We start from the raw sequence: 21,096 nt of genomic DNA on the forward strand, positions 1-21,096 counted from the left end.
CCGACCTCCCGGCACGCATTAAAACTTGCGCAGCCCTGGTGGAAGAAAGGCGCAAGCCGTTTTCACGACGCCGTACCTATGAAGCGCAGCCCCACGCCCGGCTCGGTGGCGATGTAGCGCGGCGCCACCGCGCTGTCGCCGAGTTTCTGCCGCAACTTGCCGACCAGGATGCGCAGGTAGTGGGTATCCTCCTGGTGGGTCGGCCCCCACACTTCGCGCAGCAGTTGCGGTTGCGTCAGCACGCGCCCGCTGTGGCGCAGCAGCAGCGCCAGCAGCGCGTATTCCTTGCGGCTCAGCGGCAGCGGCTCGCCGTCCAGGCGCACTTCGCGCAGGCCCAGGTGGATGTGCAGGTGGCCATCGTCGAACACCGTCTCGGCCTCGCCGGCGGCCGGTTGCATGCGCAGCAGCACGCGGATGCGCGCCATCAGTTCCTGCACGCCGAACGGCTTGGTCACGTAGTCGTTGGCGCCGGCGTCCAGCGCCTGTACCTTCTCCGCCTCGCCGGCGCGCACGGTGAGCATGATCACCGGCACCGCGGACCACTGCCGCAGTTCGCGCAGCACGCTGTGCCCGTCCTGGTCGGGCAGGCCCACGTCCAGCACCACCAGTTCGGCGCCGTGCGCGGCCAGCTGCGCCAGGCCGTCGCCGCCGCTGGCGGCCTGCAGCACGCGGTAGCCCTGCGCGCGCAGGCTGATGTCCAGGAAACGCCGGATCTGCGGCTCGTCGTCGATGACCAGCACGCGCGGCGGCGGAATCGGATCGGCGTGGGACTCAGTCGGCATCGGGGCGGGACGGCGGGGCGGCGGGTTCGATCAACGGCAGGGTAATGCGGATCGTGGTGCCGCGGCCATCGGCGCCGGGCAGCGCCTCGACGCTGCCGCCGTGCGCGCCGATCATGCCCTGGCAGATGGTCAGGCCCAGGCCGGTGCCGTGGCGGCCGCGGTCGCCGCGTTCGACGCTGTAGAACATGTCGAAGATGCGCGCGCGCTCGTCCTCGGGAATGCCCGGGCCGCGGTCGCCGATGTCGATGCGCAGGCGCCCGTCGACCATCGCCGCGGCGACGCGGATCGCCTCGCCCTCCGGCGAAAATTTCGCCGCGTTCTCCAGCACGTTGAAGATCGCCTGTTCGACCAGCGCCGGATGCACCCACAGCGTCGGCAGCTCGGCGGCCAGGGCGATGTCCAGCCGCACCTGCGGCTGGTAGCGCTGCAGGCGCCGCGCGGCCGACCCGATCAGTTCGTCCACGTCGATCCAGTCGCGGTGCAAGGTCAGCCCGGTATGGCCGAGCCGGGTCATGTCGAGCAGGTTCTGGATGTAGCGGTCCAGGCGCTCGCCTTCCAGCTGGATCGTCTCCAGCAGGCTGCGGCGGTCGTCGGCGTCCATCGCCTGGCCGTAGCTGGCCAGGCTGCTGGCCGCGCCGATCATCGCCGCCAGCGGCGAACGCAGGTCGTGCGACACCGACGACAGCAGCGCCGAGCGCAGGCGTTCGGTCTCGCCGCTGACCCGCGCGCTTTCCAGGTCGGCGACCAGCCGCGTGCGCAGCGCGGCCTGGCCGATGTCCTCGACCATGGCTTCGGCCAGGCGCTGCTGCTCCAGCCCGGGACGCTGCACGCCGGCGGCGAACTTCAGCCCGACCACGCCGATCGCGCCGCGCTCGTGGCGCACCGGCAGGAACCACCAGCTGGCGCCGGCCAGGGTGTCGGTGAAGCGGCCGGTGGCCTGGCCGTGGCGCTGCGCCCAGTCGGCGGCGCTGCGGTCCACCGCCGCCATCGACGCCGCGTAGTCGTGCGCGCCGTCCTGCGCGGCGGCGTGCGCCGCCTCCAGCGGCTGCAGCCGCACCCAGGCCTCGGCCTCGAGCGTGGCGGCCAGCGCGCGGCGCCCGGCCTCCAGCACCTGGCCCAGGTCGGCGGCGCTGGTCAGTTCGCGGCCCAGCCGCTGCAGCGCGGTGGTCTGCGCGTTGGCCGCGCGCAGCGCCAGCACCTGCATGCGCAGCCGCGACGCCAGCCGCCCGGCGACCAGCGCGGCGACCAGGAACAGCAGCACCGTGACCACGCCCTGGCGCGCGCCGATGTGCAGCGTGTAGCGCGGTTCGATGAAGAAGAAGTTGTAGGCGAAGAAGCTCAGCAGCGCCGACAGCACCGCCGCGGCCATGCGCGTCTTCGCCGCGACCATCACCACCGCGACGATGAACACCATCGACAGGTCGTCGATGCCGACCCAGCGCTCGGCGATCCAGCCCACCGCCACCGCCAGCAGCGAGGCCACCGTGGCGAACACCAGGTCGTCGCGCGACAGCCAGTGGCCGGGACGGCGCCAGCGCCGCCGCGCGCGTGCGCGCGCCTCCGGCGAACTGATGATGACCAGCTCGTAGTGCGCGCCGCGCTGCAGCAGTTGCTGGGTGAGCGTGCGGTTGATCATCCGCGCCAGCGGCCGTTCGCGGGTGCGGCCGAGCAGCAGCGTGGACACGCCGTTGTGCGCGGCGTGGTCGAGCAATGCATCGGCCACGCTGGCGCCGTGCAGCAGCGCGGCGTCGCCGCCGAGCCGCCGCGCCAGCGCGAAGGCGCGGTCGACCTCCAGCTGCCAGGCCTCCTCCGGCTGCGCCTGGGTCTGCACGGTGACCACGCTCCACGGCGCGCCGCGGCGCTCGGCCAGGCGCCGCGCCACCCGCACCAGGTAGTCGGACTGGCCGCGCCCGTCGATCGCCACCAGCACCCGCCGCCGCAGCGCCACGCCGGTGCGGCCCTGTGCGGCCTGCACGTCGCGCAGGTCGTTGTCGACGCGGTCGGCCGCGGTCTGCATCGCCAGTTCGCGCAGCGCGGCCAGGTTCGACGGCGAGAAGAACGCCTGCAGCGCCTGTCCCGCCTGCTCGGGCAGATACACCTTGCCCTGTTGCAGGCGTTCGATCAGTTCGCGCGGCGGCAGGTCGACCAGCACGATGTCGCGCAGCCGGTCGAAGATCGCATCGGGCACGGTCTCGCCGACGCGGATGCCGGTGATGCGGTGGACCACGTCGTTGAGGCTTTCCAGGTGCTGGATGTTGACCGTGCTGTAGACGTCGATGCCGGCGTCGAGCAGTTCCTGCACGTCCTGCCAGCGCCGCTCGTGGCGGCTGCCTGGCGCGTTGCGATGGGCCAGTTCGTCGACCAGCACCAGCGGCGGGCGCCGCGCCAGCAGCGCGTCCAGGTCCATTTCCTCGAGCGTGCGGCCGCGGTATTCCACGCGCCGCCGCGGCTGCACGGCCAGCCCGTCCAGCAATGCCGCGGTTTCGGCGCGGCCATGGGTCTCGACCACCCCGACCACCACCTCGCTGCCCTGCTGCTGCAGCTGGCGCGCGCGCGACAGCATCGCGTAGGTCTTGCCGACCCCCGGCGCCGCGCCCAGGAACACGGTCAGGCGCCCGCCGCGTTCGCGCTGGAGCGCGCCGATCAAGGCGTCGGCCTGCTGGGTGCGGGGATCGGGCATAGGTGCGGTTCGGGACTCGGGACTCGGGACTCGGGACTCGGGACTCGCAGAGCGTACAGCGCGGACCGTCGGCTTATTGCTTTTGCTCTTGATTTTCCCGAGTCCCGGGTTCCGAGTCCCGAGTCCCGGCCCGATCCAACGCCAGATTCAGCGCCAGCACATTCACCCGCGGCTGGCCGAGCACGCCGAACTGGCGCGGCCGCACCTGCGCGGCGACCAGCGCGGCGACGGTCGCCACCGGCAATTCGCGCGCCGTGGCCACGCGCGCGACCTGCTGCTGCGCCGCGGCCACGCTGATGTCCGGGTCCAGGCCGCTGCCGGACTGGGTCAGCAGGTCCTCCGCCACCTGCGCCGCGGCGACGCCGTCGCGCGCGGCCACGCTGGCGCGCGCGTCGGCGATGCGCTGCTGCAGCTCCGGATTGCTGCGCGCCTGGTTGCTGCCGGCCGCCGCCATCGGGTCGAACTTGGCCGCCGACGGACGCGGCTGGAAATAGCCGGGCGCGGCGAACGGCTGCGCGACCAGCGCCGAGCCGAGCACGCGGCCGTCGCGTGCGAGCAGGCTGCCGTTGGCCTGCGCCGGGAACAGCGCGCCGGCGAGCAGGGTGGACAGCAGCGAGTACAGCGCGGCGGCGCCCAGCACCAGCAGCGGCAGCAGCAGCGCCGCGCGCCAGCGCAGCGGTTCGCGGTAGGAAGCAGAAACCGGGGAAACGTTCATCGCGGGTGGTCCGAAAAGGAAGCGGAAGATCGGCGCCGGGCTCAGCCCAGCGCCACCAGGATCATGTCGATCAATTTGATCCCGACGAACGGCAGCAGCACGCCGCCGACGCCGTAGATCAGCATGTTCCGGCGCAGCAGCGAGGTCGCCGTGGCCGGGGTGAAGCGCACGCCGCGCAACGCCAGCGGGATCAGCGCTGGAATCACCAGCGCGTTGAAGATCAACGCGGCCAGCACCGCATGCACCGGGCTGGACAGGCGCATCACGTTCAGCGCCGCCATCTGCGGGATCGAGGCGGCGAACAGCGCCGGCAGGATCGCGAAGTATTTGGACACGTCGTTGGCCAGCGAGAAGGTGGTCAGCGCGCCGCGGGTGATCAGCTGCTGCTTGCCCACTTCCACCACCGCCAGCAGCTTGGCCGGATCCGAATCCAGGTCGACCATGTTGCCGGCTTCCTTGGCCGCCTGCGTGCCCGAGTTCATCGCCAGGCCGACGTCGGCCTGCGCGAGCGCCGGCGCGTCGTTGGTGCCGTCGCCGACCATCGCCACCAGCCGGCCGCCGGCCTGCTCGGCGCGGATGCGCGCGAGCTTGTCTTCCGGCGTGGCCTCGGCGATGTAGTCGTCGACGCCGGCCTCGGCGGCGATCGCCGCGGCGGTGAGCGGGTTGTCGCCGGTGATCATCACCGTCTTGACGCCCATCGCACGCAGCCGCGCGAACTTCTCGCGCACGCCATGCTTGACCACGTCCGACAGCTCGACCACGCCGAGCACGTGGCGGCCCTCGGCCACCACCAGCGGCGTGGCACCGCTGCGCGCGACCTGCTCGACGCGGCCCTTCAGTTCCGCCGGCACCAGCCCGCCCAGCGCGGTGACGTGGCGGATCACCGCATCGGCCGCGCCCTTGCGGATCGAACGCGGCGGCTGCTGTCCCTGCACGGGCAGGTCCACGCCGGACATGCGCGTCTGCGCGGTGAAGGCGACGAAGCTGGCGCCGTCCGGATCGGCCGGCGGCAGGCCCTGCTCGCGCGCCAGGCGCACGATCGACTTGCCTTCCGGAGTCGGGTCGGCCAGCGAGGACAGCATCGCCGCCTCGCGCAGTTGCGCCGTATCCACGCCGCTGAGCGCATGGAACGCGGTGGCCTGGCGGTCGCCGTAGGTGATGGTGCCGGTCTTGTCCAGCAGCAGCACATCGACGTCGCCGGCCACTTCCACCGCCTTGCCCGACTTGGCCAGCACGTTCGCCGACAGCGCGCGGTTCATGCCGGCGATGCCGATCGCCGGCAGCAGCCCGCCGATGGTGGTCGGGATCAGGCACACCAGCAGCGCGATCAGCAGCAGCGGATCGATGCGCACGCCGACGTAGCCGGCGATGACCGGCAAGGTCGCGACCACGATCAGGAAGGTCAGGGTCATCGCCGCCAGCAGCATGGTCAGCGCGATCTCGTTCGGGGTCTTCTGCCGGTTGGCGCCTTCGACCAGCGCGATCATGCGGTCCAGGAAGCTGTGGCCCGGTTCGGCGGTGACCTTCACCACGATCTCGTCGGACAGCACCTTGGTGCCGCCGATCACGCCGGAACGGTCGGTGCCGGCCTCGCGCAGCACCGGCGCCGATTCGCCGGTGACCGCCGCTTCGTTGATCGTGGCCACGCCGTGCACGATCTCGCCATCGGCCGGAATGAGTTCCCCGGCGGAGATCACCACCAGGTCGCCGGGCTTCAGCTCGGCGGCGGGAATGCTGGTTTCGCCGTCCAGGTGCGCGCTGCTCACCCGGCGCGCCACCAGGTCCTTGCGTGCGCGCCGCAGCGAGGCGGCCTGGCCGCGGCCGCGCGCCTCGGCCACCGCTTCGGCGAAATTGCCGAACAGCACGGTGATCAGCAGGATCGCGGTCACCGCCCAGCCGAACGCGGGCGCGCCCTGCCCGGCCACGGTGATCAGGGCCGACAGCAAGGTGCCGGCGAACACCACCGCCATCACCGGACTGCCGAGCAGATGGCGTGGCGAGAGTTTCAGCACGCTGGCGCGCAGCGCCGCACGCAGTGCGGGGCCGTCGAGCAGACCGGGCTTGTGGACGGAGGAAGAAGCTTGCGGAAGCGGGGTGCTCATGGTCGTGGTCTCAGTGCGCGGCAAGCGTCAGGTGATCGGCGATCGGGCCCAACACCAGTGCCGGCGTGAATTGCAGAACGGTCAGGACCGCGATGACCGCGATCAGGGTCAGCGCGAAGGTCGGCGTTTCCACCTGTAGGCTGCCGCCGGTTTCCGGCGCCACGCGCTTGCGCGCCATCTGCGCGGCCACGATCAGCGGCACGATCAGCGCCGGATAGCGGCCCAGGATCAGCACCAGCGTGCAGGTCAGGTTCCACCACGGAATGCCGTCGCCGAGGCCTTCGAAGCCGGAGCCGTTGTTGGCGAAGGCCGAGGTGTACTCGTAGAACACCTGGCTGATGCCGTGGAAGCCGGGATTGGAGGTGGCGGTGATCGCCGCCGGCATGGCCAGGGTCAACGCGGTGAAGCCGAGCAGCACCAGCGGCTGCAGCAGGATCAGCAAGGCCAGCAGGCGCACTTCGCCGGCTTCGATCTTGCGCCCGAACAGTTCCGGCGTGCGTCCGGTCATCAGCCCGGCCAGGAACACGCTGAGCAGCAGGTACACCAGGAACTGCTGCAGGCCGCAGCCGATGCCGCCCCAGATCGCGTTGACCAGCATGTTGACCATGGCCACGCCGCCGGTCAGCGGCGCCAGCGAATCGTGCATCGCATTGACCGAGCCGTTGGAGGTCTGTGTGGTCAGCGACGACCACGCCGCCGAGGCATCGGCACCGAAGCGCACTTCCTTGCCCTCCATCAGTGCCACGCTGGCGGTACTGGCCGAATGGCCTTCGGACCACACCGACACCGCGGTGGAGGCCAGCGACATCGCCAGCATGCTGCCGAACACCAGCACGGTGAATTTGCGGCGCCCGGTGAACGGGCCGACCATGAACGCGATCGCCACCGGGATCAGCACGATCGCCAGCATCTCCAGCAGATTGGAGAACGGGGTCGGGTTCTCCAGCGCCATCGCGCTGTTCGGGCCGTACCAGCCGCCGCCATTGGTGCCGAGCTGCTTGATCGCCACCATCGCCGCGACCGGGCCGAGCGGGATCTTCTGCGCGGCCATGCCGGCGCTGGCGTCCAGCGGCGTGGCAGTGGGACCGGCCGCCAGCGTGGATGGCACGCCCTGCTGGGTCAGCAGCACGGTCCACAGCAGGCACAGCGGCAGCAGGAAGCGCAGCGTCGGCCGGATCACGTCGGCCCAGTAGTTGCCGACGTCGGCTTCGTCGACGCTGAGCGTCGCCTGCTGGGTCCCAGCGTTCGCGGCGGCCGCTCGCCCACCGAACAGCGCACGCAAGGTCGCCACCACCAGCGCCAGGCCCATCATCGGGGTGACGAACTGCAGCCCGACCACGCCCACCGCCTGCGACAGATACGACAGCTGCGCCTGGCCGGAGTAGTGCTGCTGGTCGGTGTTGGTCAGGAACGAGACCATGGTGTGCAGGGCCACGTCCCAGCGCATGTTCGGCACCGCATCGGGATTCAGCGGCAGCCACGCCTGGGTCACGAACAGGGCGAACACCAGCGCGCCCAGCACCAGGTTGCTGGCCAGGAACGCGCCGGCATAGCCGCGCCAGCTCATGCCGCGCGCTGGATCGGTGCCGAGCAGGCGGTACAGCGGCCGTTCGATCCAGCCGAACAGCGCGTCGCCGCGCATCGGCGCCCCGCGCATCACCTTGGCCAGGTAAAGGCCCAGCGGCCAACCCAGCAGCAGCGCGAGCGCATAGACAAGCAATGTATCGATCATGGCAGTAGCACTCGGCTCAGAAATCTTCGGGACGCAGAATCACGTACAACAGGTAGCCGGCGGCGACGATCACCGCCACGCCGCAGATCAGCGATAGCCAGGTCGGCATGTCATCTCTCCTCAGGACTCAAAAGGTGGCTTGCAGCGCGGCTTCGACCCGCGTGCCGGCCATGTCGGGGAACAGCCGCTCGGCGGCGCGGTCGGTGTCGTGCGCGGTCAGCCGTAGCTCCAGTCCCGGTCCGCCCTGGCGAATGCCGGGCAGGGTGAACACGGCGCTGACCAACCCATGCGTGTAGCGATCCGCGTAGCTGCGGGCGAGCCAGTAATGGCCCAGCGCCGCCTCGACGCGGCAGCGCTCGTTGAACGGGTAGCGCGCGCCGAGCTGCGCGTAGGTGCCGGTGGTGTCGCTGGCCAGCGCATCGTCGGACCAGCCCAGTTGCGCCCACACGCGCTGCTTCCAGGTCACGGCGGCACCCAGCTCGGTCCAGTTCAGCGCGGCGGCCGAGGGGTATTGGTAGCGGGTCAGGTTCGCGTCCCAGACCCAGTCCGGGGTCCACTGGCCGCGCCAGCCGAGCACGCCGTCGACCTCGGTGCTGGCGTGCGGGGTGCTGTCGAACTTGATCGACGAGGCCCACAGCGACGCGTACGCGCCGTTGTCGGCGGCCAGGGCCAGACCGGCCTGGACGGCGGGATCGCCATCGCTCTGGGTGCTGCCGCGCCAGACGTAGTCGCTGGTGAGCGTGGCATTGCCGCTGACGCTGGCGGCGTGCGCGCAGGCGGCGGCGGCCAGCAGCGAAAGCGCAAACGCGCCGCGCGACACGGGCCGGCGGGCGCTGCGGGAAAGCGGGGAAAGCATGACGTGAGGTCCAGGGCGGAACCGTTCCGCCGACCTGGTCATGTTCCGGCGCAGGGCCGTAAAGTCGCTATCGGCCGATACCGGCCGCGGCGTAAATTTCGCGTAATTTCCGCGGCCGCGGGGCGGCGGCAAAGACAGGAAAGGCCGGCATTGCGCCGGCCTTTCCGTCAAACGAACCGTCAGTGCAGCGGCACGCTCAGGCGCGACGGCGCGGCCGCCGGCGAACTGAAGCTGACGCTGCCGCCGAAGCGGCTGGCCGAGGTGTAGCGCGGATCGGTGGTGTCCACCACCAGCACCAGGCGGTTGCCGGCCGGGATCTCGGCGGCGGTCGCCTGCAGCGGCAGGTCGATCGTGGTCGCCACGCCCGGGGTCGCGTTGCGCAGCGAGTACGGCGCGTGGCTCAGCAACTGCGCCACGCCGAGCCCGTTCATGCTGTAGAGATAGGCGAACAGCGACACGTTGGCCTGGCTCGGAGTCACCGTCACCCGCAGCGACGGGCTGCCGGCCAGGCGCTTGGCACTGGTGTACACCGGCCCGCTCCATACCACCGCGCCGTTGCGGTCCACCAGCGGGATCGAGATGGTGACCGGCTGGCCCAGGCCCTGCAGCAGGCCGCTGACCAGCAGCACGCCCGAATCGGCCAGGGTCGGTACGCCGGTGGCGATGCGGTGGCTCCAGCCGTTGCTGGCGCCGCTGCTCAGCGCGCCGGTCGCGATCAGCCCGCTCGGGCGGGTCAGGGCGTAACTGGTGGCGCCGGCCTGCACGCTGTTCCAGTCGGCATAGCGCAGCCAGGTGCCGCCGAGGGTGGCCAGTTGCACCGGCTGCTCGCTGTCCACGCCGTTGGCCTGGCCCTTGAGGTAGTGGTCGAACCAGCGGGTGGTTTCCGTGTACACCTCGTTCGGCAGGCCCAGCGCGCCCGGCAGTTCGGCCGTGGCGTGATCGCCCTGGCTGAACATCAGGTGCTTGGGCACGCTCAGGCGGTTGTACAGGTCGATGTACTGGTTCGGCGGGAACAGGCCGTCGTTGAACGCATTGGCCATCAGCACCGCGGGGCCGTTGCGGTTGAGCGCCTGCACTTCGTTGATCACGCTGCGCTCGCCGGCCTTGGGCAGGAAGCCCTGCACCGCGCCGTCGTAGTCGCCGAGGGCGACCCGCGCGCTGATCTGCGCCAGGTCCGGGCCGGGGCGGCCGGTGATCGCGCCGGACGCCACCAGCAGGTCCACGCCCTGCTGGCTGACGGTGGCGTTCGCGTACAGCGAGGCCTGCAGGTCGGCCCAGCCGCTGAGCGCGGCCACCGCCTTGATCCGCGGATCGCGCGCGGCGGCGAGCAGGCTGGTGCCGGCGCCGTAGGAAATGCCGGAGACGCCGATCGCCCCGGCATTGGCCGGCGTATTGGCCAGCGCCCAGTCGATCACCGCACTGACGTCCTCCACCGTCGGCGGCCCGGCGATATCGATCACGCCGGCCGAATCCCAGAACCCGCGCGAGGTGTAGCTGACCACCACGTAGCCGTCGCTGGCCAGCTCGCTGGCGCGGCCCACGTATTCCAGGTTCGGCAGCGACCAGCTGGCCGGCATCACCACCAGCGGGAACGGCCCGGCGCCCTGCCCCTGCGGCACCAGCACCAGCGCGCCGAGCTTGGTGCCGTCCCAACTGGGGATGGTCTGGTACTGCTTGCTGAAACCGCCGGCGAAGGCGGCGGCGGAGAACAACAGCATCGCGCACAGGGCGATGCAGCGGGACACGGACGTACGCATGTACTGCCTCCCAAACGGCGCCGGGTCGGAATGGCCCAGCTGCCAGAAACGGTTACGGGTAAGCGACGTGGGGAGTCGAGCGTCGCGACCATACCAGTGGGTACGGGAAAGTTCACGCCGCAGTGCGGCACGGTATGGTGGGGCTCTTGTGGCCGCCCAGTAGATCCATCTGTGGTCCACCGTTTCTGCTTCGGCCGGACCCTCATCCGCCCCTGCGGGGCACCTTCTCCCGACGGGAGAAGGGAACGGCGCGGCGTGCTTTAGCCCCTCTCCCACTGGGAGAGGGGTTGGGGTGAGGGTCCGGCGCGAAGCGACTCGCGGAGTTGGGTGTACGAGGCTGCGCCCGGACCCTCATCCGCCCCTGCGGGGCACCTTCTCCCGACGGGAGAAGGGTGTCCTGGTCTAATTCTCGTGGACACCTCGATAGGGGATGATCATGCCCAGCGAGGACTTTGAACGACATGACGCCCCGTATCCGTAGAAATTTCGATACCGCCTTCAAGCTGCAGGTGGTGCAAATGATCCGCGACCAAGGCCTGAGCGTGGGTCAGGTGTGCCGCGATCTGGACTTGGTCGATAGCGCCGTGCGTCGCTGGCTGGCCCAATACGAGGCCGAGCATGCCGGCCAGCCTGGGCAAGGTCGGCCCCTGACCCCCGAGCAGCAACGCATCCGTGAGTTGGAACGGGAGAACCAGCGACTGCGTGAGGACAACAGCTTGTTAAAAAAAGCATCGGCCTTCTTCGCCCGGGAACTGAAATGATCCAGCAGATGATCGATCAGTGGCAGGAGAAGGCCGCAACCGCCCGGCTGTGCCAGCTGCTGGGCGTGAGCCGCTCGGGGCTGTATGCGGCCCGTCGGCGGCGCGCAGCACCGAGGTCCTGCACGCTCGCTGCGCCGTTGCAGGCGGCCTTCCAGGCCAGCGGCGGCAACTACGGCAGCCGCCGGCTGAGCGCGAGCCTGAAGGCCCAGGGCCTGCCCGCCGGTCGCCATCGAGTCCGCCGCCTGATGAAGCAGCAGGGACTGAAGGCGCGCTGGAGGCGCAAGTTCGTCCATACCACCGACAGCCGACACGAGATGCCGGTGGCGGACAACCATCTGGATCGGCGCTTCAACCCGGACGCCCTCGACCAGGCCTGGGTGGCCGATATCACCTACATCCGCACCGAGCGCGGCTGGCTGTACCTGGCCGCGGTGCTGGACCTGTACTCGCGCAAGGTGGTGGGCTGGGCGATGGCGCCGACCATGCCGGCCGAGCTGGTCTGTACCGCCTTGCAGATGGCCATTGCCCTGCGCCAGCCCAAGCCGGGGCTGATCGTGCATAGCGACCGCGGCAGCCAGTACGCCAGCCAGGCCCACCGCGACCTGCTGACCAAGCACAAGCTGGTGGCCAGCATGAGCCGCAAGGGCAACTGCTGGGACAACGCGGTGATGGAGCGGTTCTTCCTGAGCCTGAAAATGGAGCGCGTCTGGCAGCGTCGCTACACCAACCCCAACGAGGCCATCGCCGACATCACCCACTACATCGTCGGCTTCTACAACACCCACCGCCTGCACTCCACCCTCGGCTATCGATCTCCAGCCGACTACGAGAAAGCCACCACCTGAAATCCCCTATCCACGTGTCCACCAAAACTTGACCACAACAGGGAACGGCGCGGTGTGCTTTAGCCCCTCTCCCACCGGGAGAGGGGTTGGGGTGAGGGGACGGCGCGAAGCGACTCGCGGATTTCCGCTAACCGGCGAAAAAATGCTCGTAGCCGCGCCGCGGCGGCTGCCACGGCTGGCCGTCAGCGTCGCGCACGACGATACCGCCGCCGGCGACGATGCGCCCGATCGGCGTCGCCTGCTCGCCGATCGCCTGCAATGCCTGCACGATCGCCGCGCGTTGCGCCGGCGCGGCGGTGAAGCACAGCTCGTAGTCGTCGCCGCCGCCCAGTTGCCAGGCGTGCACCTGCGCGGCGCTCGCCTCCGCCGGCGCGGCGACCACCGGCAACGCGGCCAGCCACAGTTCGGCGCCGACGCCGCTGCGCGCGCAGATGTGGTCCAGGTCGGCCAGCAGGCCGTCGGAAATGTCCACGCAGGCGTGCGCCAGGCCGCGCAAGCGCCGCCCGGCCTGCACCCGCGGCGACGGCCGCAACAGGCGCTGGCGCAGATGCTCGTGGACCGGATCGGCGGCCGCACGCGTCACGTCCAGGCGCCCGGCCTGCCACAGGGCCAACGCCGCGGCAGCCTCGCCCGGACGGCCGCTGACCCAGATCTCGTCGCCCGGCTGGGCGCCGTCGCGGCGCAGCGCCGCGCCGGGCGCCACGCTGCCGATCGCGGTGACCGACAGCGACAGCGGCCCGCGCGTGGTGTCGCCGCCGGCCAGCACGATGCCGTGCGCATCGGCCAGCGCGAAGAAGCCGTCGGCGAAGGCATCGATCCAGCGCGCATCCTCGTGCGGCAACGACAGCGACAGCGTGCACCAGCGCGGCTGCGCGCCCATCGCGGCGAGGTCGGACAGGTTCACCGCCAGCGTCTTCCAGCCCACATCGGCAGGCGCGGTCTCCGCCGGAAAGTGCACGCCGGCGTTGAGCGTGTCGGTGGTGATCGCCAGTTGCTCGCCCGGCGGCGGCTGCAGCAGCGCCGCATCGTCGCCGATGCCCAGCGGCACGTCCGCGTGCGTCCCGATCCGGGCACGCAGGCGATCGATCAGATCGAATTCAGGCATTTTGGGAGCCGGGATTGGGGATTCGGCATTGGGGATTGGCGACAGCCAGGCCACAGCCGTGGCTCGGGAGGGAATGCAGCGCCTGCGAATCCCCAATCCCAAATGCCCAATCCCGCGCCGTTAGGCGCCCGCGCCACCCGACTCCACCGTGCGCCATTCCAGCGCGGCGCGGTCGAGCACGCCGTTGACGTAGGTGTGGCCGTGTTCGGAGCCGAAACGCTTGGCGGTCTCGATCGCTTCGTTGATCACCACGCGGTACGGCACGTCGTGCCGGTGCAGCAGTTCGTAGGCGGCCAGGCGCAGCACCGCGCGCTCGATCGCGTCCACTTCCTCGACCGTGCGGTCCAGGTAGCCGACCAGCGCCGCATCCAGTTCGGCGCGGTGCTTGAGCACGCCTTCGACCAGATTCTCGAAATAGACCAGGTCGGCGATCTCGTGCGCCTGCTCGTGCGCGAACTGCGCGATCACATGCTGCGCGGTGCCGCCGGCGATCTGCCAGGCGTAGATCGCCTGCAGCGCACGCCGGCGCGCGCGCGAACGCAGCACCGGATCGACGCCGTCGCGGCGGGCATGCTTGTGGCCAGCGGACTTGTTCACGGCAGCAGCTCCAAAAGATTGACCATCTCCAGCGCGGTCAGCGCCGCTTCCTCGCCCTTGTTGCCATGGCTGCCGCCGGCGCGCGCCTCGGCGTCCTCGACCTGCTCCACCGCCAGCACGCCATTGAGTACCGGGATGCGGAAATCCAGCGACACCCGCAGCAGGCCCTGGGCGCAGCCATCGGCCACGTGTTCGTAGTGGCGGGTGTCGCCGCGGATCACGCAGCCCAGCGCGATGATCGCCGCGTGCCGGCCGGTGGCGGCCAGGCGCGCGGCGGCCAGCGGCAGTTCCCACGCGCCGGGCACGCGGATCACGTCCACCGCGTCGTCGGCGATACCGTTGCCGGACAGGCTCGCGCGCGCGCCGGCGACCAGCACGTCGGTGATGCGTGCGTTCCAGCGGCTGGCGATGATCGCGAACCGGGCCGCTTCGGGAGCGCGGAGGTCGCCTTCGTAGTGGGTCATGGCGGTGGCAGGTCCAGGGGGTGGGAGAGTTTAGCAGGCGGCTTGCCTGGGACTCGGGACTCGGGACTCGGAAGAGCTTAGAGCACGGTGAGCGCGTGCCAGCGGAGGAATCAGCCTTTTCCGGGTCCCGGGTCTCGAGTCCCGAGTCCCGGCTCAACGTGTTCCACCACCTCCAGCCCGAACCCGGCCAGCCCGACCTGGCGGCGCGGCGTGCCCAGCACGCGCAGCTTGCCCAGGCCCAGGTCGGCCAGGATCTGGCTGCCGGCGCCGTTGCGCCGCCACTGCCCCACGTCCTTGCTGTTGGCGACCACGTCCGGCTGCTTGCGCAGCCGCGCCAGCAGCGCCTGGCTGTCGCGCGGCGCCGACAGCACCACCATGACCCCGCTGTCGGCCGCGGCGATCGCGCGCAGCGCGTCGCTGGCGGCCACGCCGAAATCGTCGCGGCGCCAGTGCAGCAGGTCGGCCAGCGGGTTCTCCACCTGCACCCGCACCAGGGTCGGCGTTTCGGCGTCCGGGGCGCCACGGACCAGCGCGAAATGCAGGTCGTGGGCGATGCGGTCGCGGTAGGTGACCAGGGTGAAGCTGCCGAATTCGGTCTCGATGGCGCGCTCGTCGATGCGCTCGACGGTGTGCTCGGTGGCCAGGCGGTAGGCGATCAGGTCGGCGATCGAGCCCATCTTCAGCCCGTGCAGGCGCGCGAATTCTTCCAGCTGCGGGCGCCGCGCCATGCTGCCGTCGGGATTGAGCACCTCCACCAGCACCCCGGCCGGTTCCAGCCCCGCCAGCAGCGGCAGGTCGCCAGCGGCCTCGGTGTGGCCGGCGCGGGTCAGCACGCCGCCGGGCTGGGCGATCAGCGGGAAGATGTGGCCCGGCTGGCTCAGGTCGTGCGGCTTGGCGTCGGGTTTGACCGCGGTGCGCACGGTATGCGCGCGGTCGTAGGCCGAGATGCCGGTGGTGACGCCCTCGGCGGCCTCGATGCTGACGGTGAAGTTGGTGTGGAACTGCGCGGTGTTGTGCTGGACCATCGGCGCCAGCCCGAGCTGCGCACAGCGCTCGCGGGTCAGCGACAGGCACACCAGGCCGCGCGCATGGGTGACCATGAAATTGATGTCCGAGGGCTTGACCAGCTCGGCGGCCATGATCAGGTCGCCCTCGTTCTCGCGATCCTCGTCGTCGACGATGACCACCATGCGGCCGGCGCGGAGTTCCTCCAGCAGTTCGGGGACGGGGGCGAAGTTCAGGCTGGGGGTGGTGGATGGCGACATGAGGGACTCGCAGAAGACGGAAGGCGCCGCGCGCCGCCGCGGGCAGCGGCGACGATGCGGCAGGCGACAGGCGCGGCGGAACTCAGTCCTGGCGGCCGTGCAGCAGGCGTTCGACGTAGCGCGCGACCAGATCGATCTCCAGGTTCACCGCCGCGCCGACCGCGGTATGCGCGAACGCGGTGTTCGCCACCGTGTGCGGGATCAGCGCCACCTCGAAGCCGGCAGCGTCCACTTCGTTGACGGTCAGGCTGACCCCGTCCACGCAGATCGAGCCCTTCTTGGCGATGTAGCGCAGCAGCGCCGGTGGTGCGGCGAAGCGCCAGCGCTGCGCGCGCGCATCGTCATGGACCGACTGCACCGTGCCCAGGCCATCGACATGGCCGCTGACCAGGTGCCCGCCGAGCCGGTCGCTCGGGCGCATCGCCCGCTCCAGGTTCAGCGCCGCGCCTTCGGCGAGCGCGCCGAGCGTGGTCAGGGCCAGGGTTTCGGTGGACGCATCGGCCTGGAACGACGCCGCGTCGAAGGCCACCACGGTCAGGCACACGCCGTTGACCGCGATGCTCTCGCCGAGCTGCACGTCGGCGAACGGCAGGCTGCCGGTGGCAAAGGTGAAGCGGATATCGCCGCCCTGCGGCTGGCGCGCGGCCAGGCGGCCGACGCCTTCGATGATTCCGGTGAACATAAAACGTTTCTCGCAAGCATGGTGAGCGAAAAACGCCACAAGGCAAACAGGCGCGCGCACAGCCGCAAGGCTGCGCGAAGGCCGTCTTCTTTCATCCGGACTATACCGTCGGCTCCGGCATCGGACCGGATCTGCTGACCTTGCGTCCCCGAACCGCACCCGTGTGCCGGCCCGACGACCCAAGCGCTCGCGGGCTCGTGCGCGAACGCACCTACCGCCGGTGGGGAATCGCACCCCGCCCTGAAGACGTTTGTGGTTGCCGGCGAACCGGCTCGCGCATTCTAGCAGGGCGCAACATGGCGGCCGCTGCGGCGGGGCGGGCCACCGATGGGACGTAGCGTCGCGACGAAGGCGGCAACCTTGCGCCGTGGCGGCAGCGCGCCGGCGCAGCAGAGGCCGGTTGCCGTTACCCGGCGTCCGTCGCCGCCGGCCGCAGCAGCAGGCGCAGGTCGTCGCCGACCTGGCGCGTCTCCAGCAACTGCAGCGGCACGCGCTGCGCCATCGTGTCGATGCCCAGCCCGGCCAGCAGCGGGCGCGCGGCGTCGCCGAGCAGCAGCGGCGCCAGGTACACCAGCACTTCGTCGACCAGGCCGGCGCGCAGCAGCGCGCCGCTCAGGGTCGCGCCGGCCTCGACCTGGACCTCGTTGATGCCGCGCGCGGCGAGCAACTGCAGCACCGCGCCCAGATCGAAGCGGCCGGCCTGCAGCGCGACCGCGGCGAACTCGATCCCGGGCAGCGAGGGCGGCGCCACGCCCGGCGCATGCAGGTACAGGGTCGGCGCCGCGGCGTCGCGCACCTTGGCCTGCTGCAGCGTGCGCAGCTGCGCATCCAGCACCACGCGCAGCGGCGGCACGACCTCGGCACCATCGTCCAGGCGCACGCTCAGCGACGGGTCGTCGGCCAGCACGGTACCGGCGCCGGTGAGGATCGCCCCGGCGCGCGCGCGCCAGCGCTGCACGTCCTGGCGCGCGGCCGCGCCGGTGATCCATTTCGATTCGCCGCTGGCCAGCCCGGTGCGTCCGTCCAGGCTGGCGCCGAGCTTGATCCGCAGCCACGGTCGGGCGCGCTCCACCCGCGACAGGAAGCCACGGTTCAGCGCGCGCGCCTGCGCTTCCATCAGCCCGCAGCGAACCTCGACGCCGGCTTCGCGCAGCAGCGCGAAGCCGCCGCCGTTGACCTGCGGAAACGGATCGGCCATCGCCGCCACCACCCGCGCCACCCCGGCCTCGATCAGCGCCAGCGCGCACGGCGGGGTGCGCCCGTAATGCGCGCACGGTTCCAGGGTCACGTAGGCGGTGGCGCCGCGCGCGCCCGCGCCGGCGGCGCGCAGCGCGAACACCTCCGCATGCGGGCCGCCGGCGCGCTGGTGGAAGCCCTCGCCCACCACCGCGCCGTCGCGCACGATCACGCAACCGACCATCGGGTTGGGACGCGTGGTGTAGGCGCCGCGCTCGGCCAGGCGCAGCGCCTGCGCCATGTGCCGATGATCGTCGGCGGAGAAATCGCTCATGACGTCCGCGCTCACGACGTCCGCGCTCATGCGCTCTGCGCCGGTGCCGCCAGCGCGCCGGCGTCGATGCGCATCACCGTCACCTGCAGCGGCCCCAGCGGCAGCTGCACATGCGGCTGCCAGCCCAGGCCTTCGTAGTACGGCACCAGCCGCGGTTCGCAATACAGATACAGATGGCCCACCTGCAGCCGCGCTGCGGCCTGCACGCAATGCGCGACCAGCCGCGCGCCGACGCCGCCGCTGCGCGCCTGCGGGCGCACGTACAGCGTCGCCAGCCACGGCGAGAACTGGCGGATGCGCGCATCGTCGTTCTGCAGCAGGCTGACCGAACCGAGCCAGTCGTCGCCCTCGAGCGCGATCCAGCTGGTCGGGATGCGGCTGTCGCAGCGATGGCTGCGCAGGTCGGCCTCGGCCTCGACCACGTTCCACTCCGGCAGCATCTCGCCGAAGGCCTGCAGGTGTTCGCGGGCCAGCGCCGGAATGTGCTGCGGCGCCTCGGCCAGGCAGACGATGCGCATGCCGCCCTCAGCGCTTGCCGGACTTGTCGCCCGGCTTGTCGGCACGGACCAACTCCAGCAGCGGCAACTGCTCGCTGCCCACCGGCAGCTCGCGCTCGAGCTTCTCGATCTCCTCGCGGAAATCGGCCACGTCCTGGAAGCTGCGGTAGACCGAGGCGAAGCGCACGTAGCCGACGTGGTCGAGCTTGCGCAGCTCGGCCATCACGTACTCGCCGACGCGGATCGACGGCAATTCGCGCTCGCCGGACATGCGCAGCTGGTGCACCACCGCGCGCACCGCCGCCTCGATCTGCTCCTCGGCCACCGGCCGCTTCTGCAGCGCGCGATCGAAGCTGGTGCGCAGCTTGCGCGCATCGAAGGCCTCGCGGCCACCGTCGCTCTTGATCACCGTCGGCAGTTTCAGCTCGATCGTCTCCAGCGTGCTGAACCGTTCGCCGCACGCCTCGCACTCGCGGCGGCGACGGATCGTCGCGCCGTCCTCGGACACCCGCGAATCGATCACGCGGGTGTCGGTGTGCTGGCAAAAAGGGCAATGCATCAGGAAAGCCGGGACTCGGGACCCGGGACTCGGGACTCGGGGAAAAGCGCAATCCATCGACCTGCCAGCATGACGGCCATGCAGGCAGGCGCGGGAGCCGGCGCTTTGCCGAGTCCCGAGTCCCGAGTCCCGAGTCCCGACACCTCAGCCATACACCGGATACTTCCGGCACTGCGCGGTCACCGCGTCGCGCACGCGGGCGATGACCGCGGCGTCGGCCGGGGCGTCGAGCACGTCGGCGATCCAGTTGGCCAGGTCGATGCTGTCCTGCTCCAGGTAGCCGCGGGTGGTGATGGCCGGGGTGCCCAGGCGCAGGCCCGAGGTCACGAACGGCGAACGCGGGTCGTTGGGCACCGAGTTCTTGTTGACGGTGATGTGGGCCTTGCCCAGCGCCGCTTCCGCGTCCTTGCCGGACACGTCCCTGCCGATCATGTCCACCAGCATCAGGTGGTTCTCGGTGCCGCCGGAGACGATCTTGTAGCCGCGCGCGATCAGCGTGTTGGCCATCGCCTGCGCGTTCTTCACCACCTGCTGCTGGTAGTCCCTGAACTCCGGCTCCAGCGCTTCCTTGAACGCCACCGCCTTGGCCGCGATCACATGCATCAGCGGACCGCCCTGGATGCCCGGGAACACGATCGACTGCAGCTTCTTGACCAGCTCCTCGCTGGCGCCCTTGGCCAGGATGATGCCGCCGCGCGGGCCGCGCAGGGTCTTGTGGGTGGTCGAGGTGACCACGTGCGCATGCTCCAGCGGGCTCGGATACACGCCGGCGGCGACCAGGCCGGCCACGTGCGCCATGTCCACGAACAGCACCGCGCCGACCTGGTCGGCGATGGCGCGGAAGCGCGCCCAGTCGATCTTCTGCGAATACGCGGAGAAGCCGGCCACGACCATCTTCGGCTTGTGCTCCAGCGCCAGCCGCTCGACTTCGTCGTAGTCGATCAGGCCCTGCTCGTTCACGCCGTACTGCACCGCGTTGAACAGCTTGCCGGAGACGTTGACCTTGGCGCCGTGGGTCAGGTGGCCGCCGTGGGCCAGCGACATGCCCAGGATGGTGTCGCCGGGCTGCAGCAGCGCCAGGTACACCGCCTGGTTGGCCTGCGAACCCGAATGCGGCTGCACGTTGGCATAGTCGGCGCCGAACAGCTGCTTGACCCGGTCGATCGCCAGCTGCTCGGCGATGTCGACGAATTCGCAGCCGCCGTAGTAGCGCTTGCCCGGGTAGCCCTCGGCGTACTTGTTGGTCAGCTGGCTGCCCTGGGCCTGCATCACCAGCGGGCTGCAGTAGTTCTCGCTGGCGATCAGCTCGACATGGTCTTCCTGGCGGCCGGCTTCGGCGGCGATGGCCTGGGCCAGTTCGGGATCGTAGGTTTCGATGCGGGCGGCACGCGGGAACATCGGGTCTCCAGGGGCATGGACAAAAGGCAGACCGCTAGTTTAAGCCCCGCGCAGGGCCGGCGGCGAACCAAAACGACGACGGCCTCCCGAAGGAGGCCGTCGTGGCGTGCCGTGCGGCCCGGATCAGCGGCCGTTGAGCACCAGGTCGGCGATGATGCCGCTGGCGATGGCGACCATCAGCAGGTTGCCGCGGTCGTCGCGCACCCAGCGGTAGCCGTACGGCGGGCGCCGCACCTGGTAGCGGTCGTAGTCGTAGACCACGTAGTTGGGACCGTAATAACGCTGGCCGCGCGCCCACGGCGGCGGAATCGGCGGACCCGGGCGGTAGTAGACGACGTCCGGACGGCTGCGGTAACCGTCGCGATAGCCCTGGCCGTAATAGCGGCGGTCGTCGTAGCGTTCGCGCTCGCGCCAGCCGCGGTCGCGGTCGTCGTCGCGCCGGTCGTGGTCGCGGTCGTGCCAACCGCGGGGATCGCGATCGTCCCAGCCGTCGCGGGCGAACGCCGCGGGCGCCATGAAACCCAGCGCCAGCAGGGACGAAAGGGCAAGGGTGGCAATGCGTTTGATGTTCATGGCTGCTCCGTCACTTTTGGTGTCACGACTGCATTAATGCGCTTGGCGTCTGAACCGCTTCCTGCTGGAACCGGTTACGCATTCAGCTTTCCCGAAACGGGTAAGCGCGCATTACGTTTCGGCCCTCTTCTTCCTGTCCGCAGCGGCATTTCGACGCGATCGGCCACGCATGCCGCGATCCAAGACCGCTCCAGCGCGCTTGTCCCGGCCTGCGCG

19 protein-coding genes and 1 riboswitch are annotated in these 21,096 nt (G+C 70.6%); of the genes, 1 reads left to right on the plus strand and 18 read right to left on the minus strand.

Going from position 1 to position 21,096, the window contains the following annotated elements:
- Positions 1–62: 62 nt before the first annotated feature.
- The 8 genes from NRY95_18020 to NRY95_18055 form a co-directional block, all read right to left on the minus strand.
- The gene (locus NRY95_18020; GenBank protein UYC15580.1) at positions 63–782 is read right to left on the minus strand and encodes a response regulator transcription factor; all 720 of its coding nucleotides are present in this window, start codon (positions 780–782) and stop codon (positions 63–65) included.
- On the minus strand, positions 772–3,462 hold the full coding sequence (locus tag NRY95_18025; protein UYC15581.1) for a sensor histidine kinase KdpD: 2,691 nt from the start codon (positions 3,460–3,462) through the stop codon (positions 772–774). The genes NRY95_18020 and NRY95_18025 overlap by 11 nt, the downstream gene beginning before the upstream one ends.
- A 73-nt stretch (positions 3,463–3,535) precedes the next feature.
- A complete protein-coding gene (kdpC, locus tag NRY95_18030) occupies positions 3,536–4,177 on the minus strand; it encodes a potassium-transporting ATPase subunit KdpC (GenBank protein UYC15582.1) in 642 nt (213 codons plus the stop codon).
- A 41-nt stretch (positions 4,178–4,218) separates the two neighbouring features.
- Complete coding sequence (gene kdpB, locus NRY95_18035) at positions 4,219–6,279, minus strand: potassium-transporting ATPase subunit KdpB (GenBank protein UYC15583.1); 2,061 nt, start codon at positions 6,277–6,279, stop codon at positions 4,219–4,221.
- Between the two features lie 10 nt (positions 6,280–6,289).
- A complete protein-coding gene (gene kdpA, locus NRY95_18040) occupies positions 6,290–8,011 on the minus strand; it encodes a potassium-transporting ATPase subunit KdpA (protein ID UYC15584.1) in 1,722 nt (573 codons plus the stop codon).
- A 16-nt stretch (positions 8,012–8,027) separates the two neighbouring features.
- Complete coding sequence (locus tag NRY95_18045) at positions 8,028–8,120, minus strand: potassium-transporting ATPase subunit F (GenBank protein UYC15585.1); 93 nt, start codon at positions 8,118–8,120, stop codon at positions 8,028–8,030.
- An 18-nt stretch (positions 8,121–8,138) separates the two neighbouring features.
- On the minus strand, positions 8,139–8,867 hold the full coding sequence (locus tag NRY95_18050) for a TorF family putative porin (protein UYC15586.1): 729 nt from the start codon (positions 8,865–8,867) through the stop codon (positions 8,139–8,141).
- Positions 8,868–9,046: 179 nt separating this feature from the next.
- Positions 9,047–10,624, minus strand: coding sequence for an X-Pro dipeptidyl-peptidase (locus NRY95_18055; protein ID UYC15587.1), 1,578 nt, complete (start codon positions 10,622–10,624; stop codon positions 9,047–9,049).
- Positions 10,625–11,085: 461 nt separating this feature from the next.
- Here NRY95_18055 and NRY95_18060 point away from each other — a divergent pair.
- Positions 11,086–12,230 (plus strand): IS3 family transposase gene (locus NRY95_18060; protein UYC15588.1). Its coding sequence is split into 2 segments (ribosomal slippage): positions 11,086–11,338 and positions 11,338–12,230, totalling 1,146 coding nucleotides; the frame shifts between segments, so codons are not numbered across the junction.
- 127 nt (positions 12,231–12,357) lie between these two features.
- Here NRY95_18060 and thiL read toward each other — a convergent pair.
- The 10 genes from thiL to NRY95_18110 all read right to left on the minus strand — a co-directional run bounded on the left by thiL (position 12,358) and on the right by NRY95_18110 (position 20,880).
- Positions 12,358–13,335, minus strand: coding sequence for a thiamine-phosphate kinase (gene thiL, locus NRY95_18065; protein UYC15589.1), 978 nt, complete (start codon positions 13,333–13,335; stop codon positions 12,358–12,360).
- A 120-nt stretch (positions 13,336–13,455) separates the two neighbouring features.
- The gene (gene nusB / locus NRY95_18070; protein ID UYC15590.1) at positions 13,456–13,932 is read right to left on the minus strand and encodes a transcription antitermination factor NusB; all 477 of its coding nucleotides are present in this window, start codon (positions 13,930–13,932) and stop codon (positions 13,456–13,458) included.
- Positions 13,929–14,396, minus strand: a complete 468-nt coding sequence (gene ribH / locus NRY95_18075; GenBank protein ID UYC15591.1) for a 6,7-dimethyl-8-ribityllumazine synthase — start codon at positions 14,394–14,396, stop codon at positions 13,929–13,931. Before ribH ends, nusB begins: the two co-directional genes overlap by 4 nt.
- Positions 14,397–14,506: 110 nt before the next feature.
- Positions 14,507–15,637, minus strand: a complete 1,131-nt coding sequence (ribB, locus tag NRY95_18080; GenBank protein UYC18626.1) for a 3,4-dihydroxy-2-butanone-4-phosphate synthase — start codon at positions 15,635–15,637, stop codon at positions 14,507–14,509.
- Positions 15,638–15,743: 106 nt separating this feature from the next.
- Entirely contained in the window at positions 15,744–16,343 is a 600-nt protein-coding gene (locus tag NRY95_18085; GenBank protein UYC15592.1) for a riboflavin synthase, read from the minus strand.
- Between the two features lie 79 nt (positions 16,344–16,422).
- A riboswitch (FMN riboswitch) is annotated at positions 16,423–16,595 on the minus strand.
- A 154-nt stretch (positions 16,596–16,749) separates the two neighbouring features.
- Positions 16,750–17,883 (minus strand): bifunctional diaminohydroxyphosphoribosylaminopyrimidine deaminase/5-amino-6-(5-phosphoribosylamino)uracil reductase RibD, encoded by a 1,134-nt coding sequence (gene ribD / locus NRY95_18090; protein ID UYC15593.1) that lies wholly within the window; start codon positions 17,881–17,883, stop codon positions 16,750–16,752.
- The gene (locus tag NRY95_18095) at positions 17,880–18,371 is read right to left on the minus strand and encodes a GNAT family N-acetyltransferase (GenBank protein ID UYC15594.1); all 492 of its coding nucleotides are present in this window, start codon (positions 18,369–18,371) and stop codon (positions 17,880–17,882) included. The genes ribD and NRY95_18095 overlap by 4 nt, the downstream gene beginning before the upstream one ends.
- A gap of 7 nt (positions 18,372–18,378) precedes the next feature.
- Positions 18,379–18,909, minus strand: a complete 531-nt coding sequence (gene nrdR / locus NRY95_18100; GenBank protein ID UYC15595.1) for a transcriptional regulator NrdR — start codon at positions 18,907–18,909, stop codon at positions 18,379–18,381.
- A 144-nt stretch (positions 18,910–19,053) separates the two neighbouring features.
- Entirely contained in the window at positions 19,054–20,307 is a 1,254-nt protein-coding gene (locus NRY95_18105; protein UYC15596.1) for a serine hydroxymethyltransferase, read from the minus strand.
- 123 nt (positions 20,308–20,430) lie between these two features.
- Positions 20,431–20,880 carry an RcnB family protein gene (locus tag NRY95_18110; protein ID UYC15597.1) on the minus strand — a complete coding sequence of 150 codons (450 nt, stop codon included), beginning with the start codon at positions 20,878–20,880 and terminating at the stop codon, positions 20,431–20,433.
- Positions 20,881–21,096 lie beyond the last annotated feature (216 nt).

The sequence above is a fragment of the Xanthomonas campestris pv. phormiicola genome (assembly GCA_025666215.1).
Taxonomy (GTDB): domain Bacteria; phylum Pseudomonadota; class Gammaproteobacteria; order Xanthomonadales; family Xanthomonadaceae; genus Xanthomonas_A; species Xanthomonas_A campestris_A.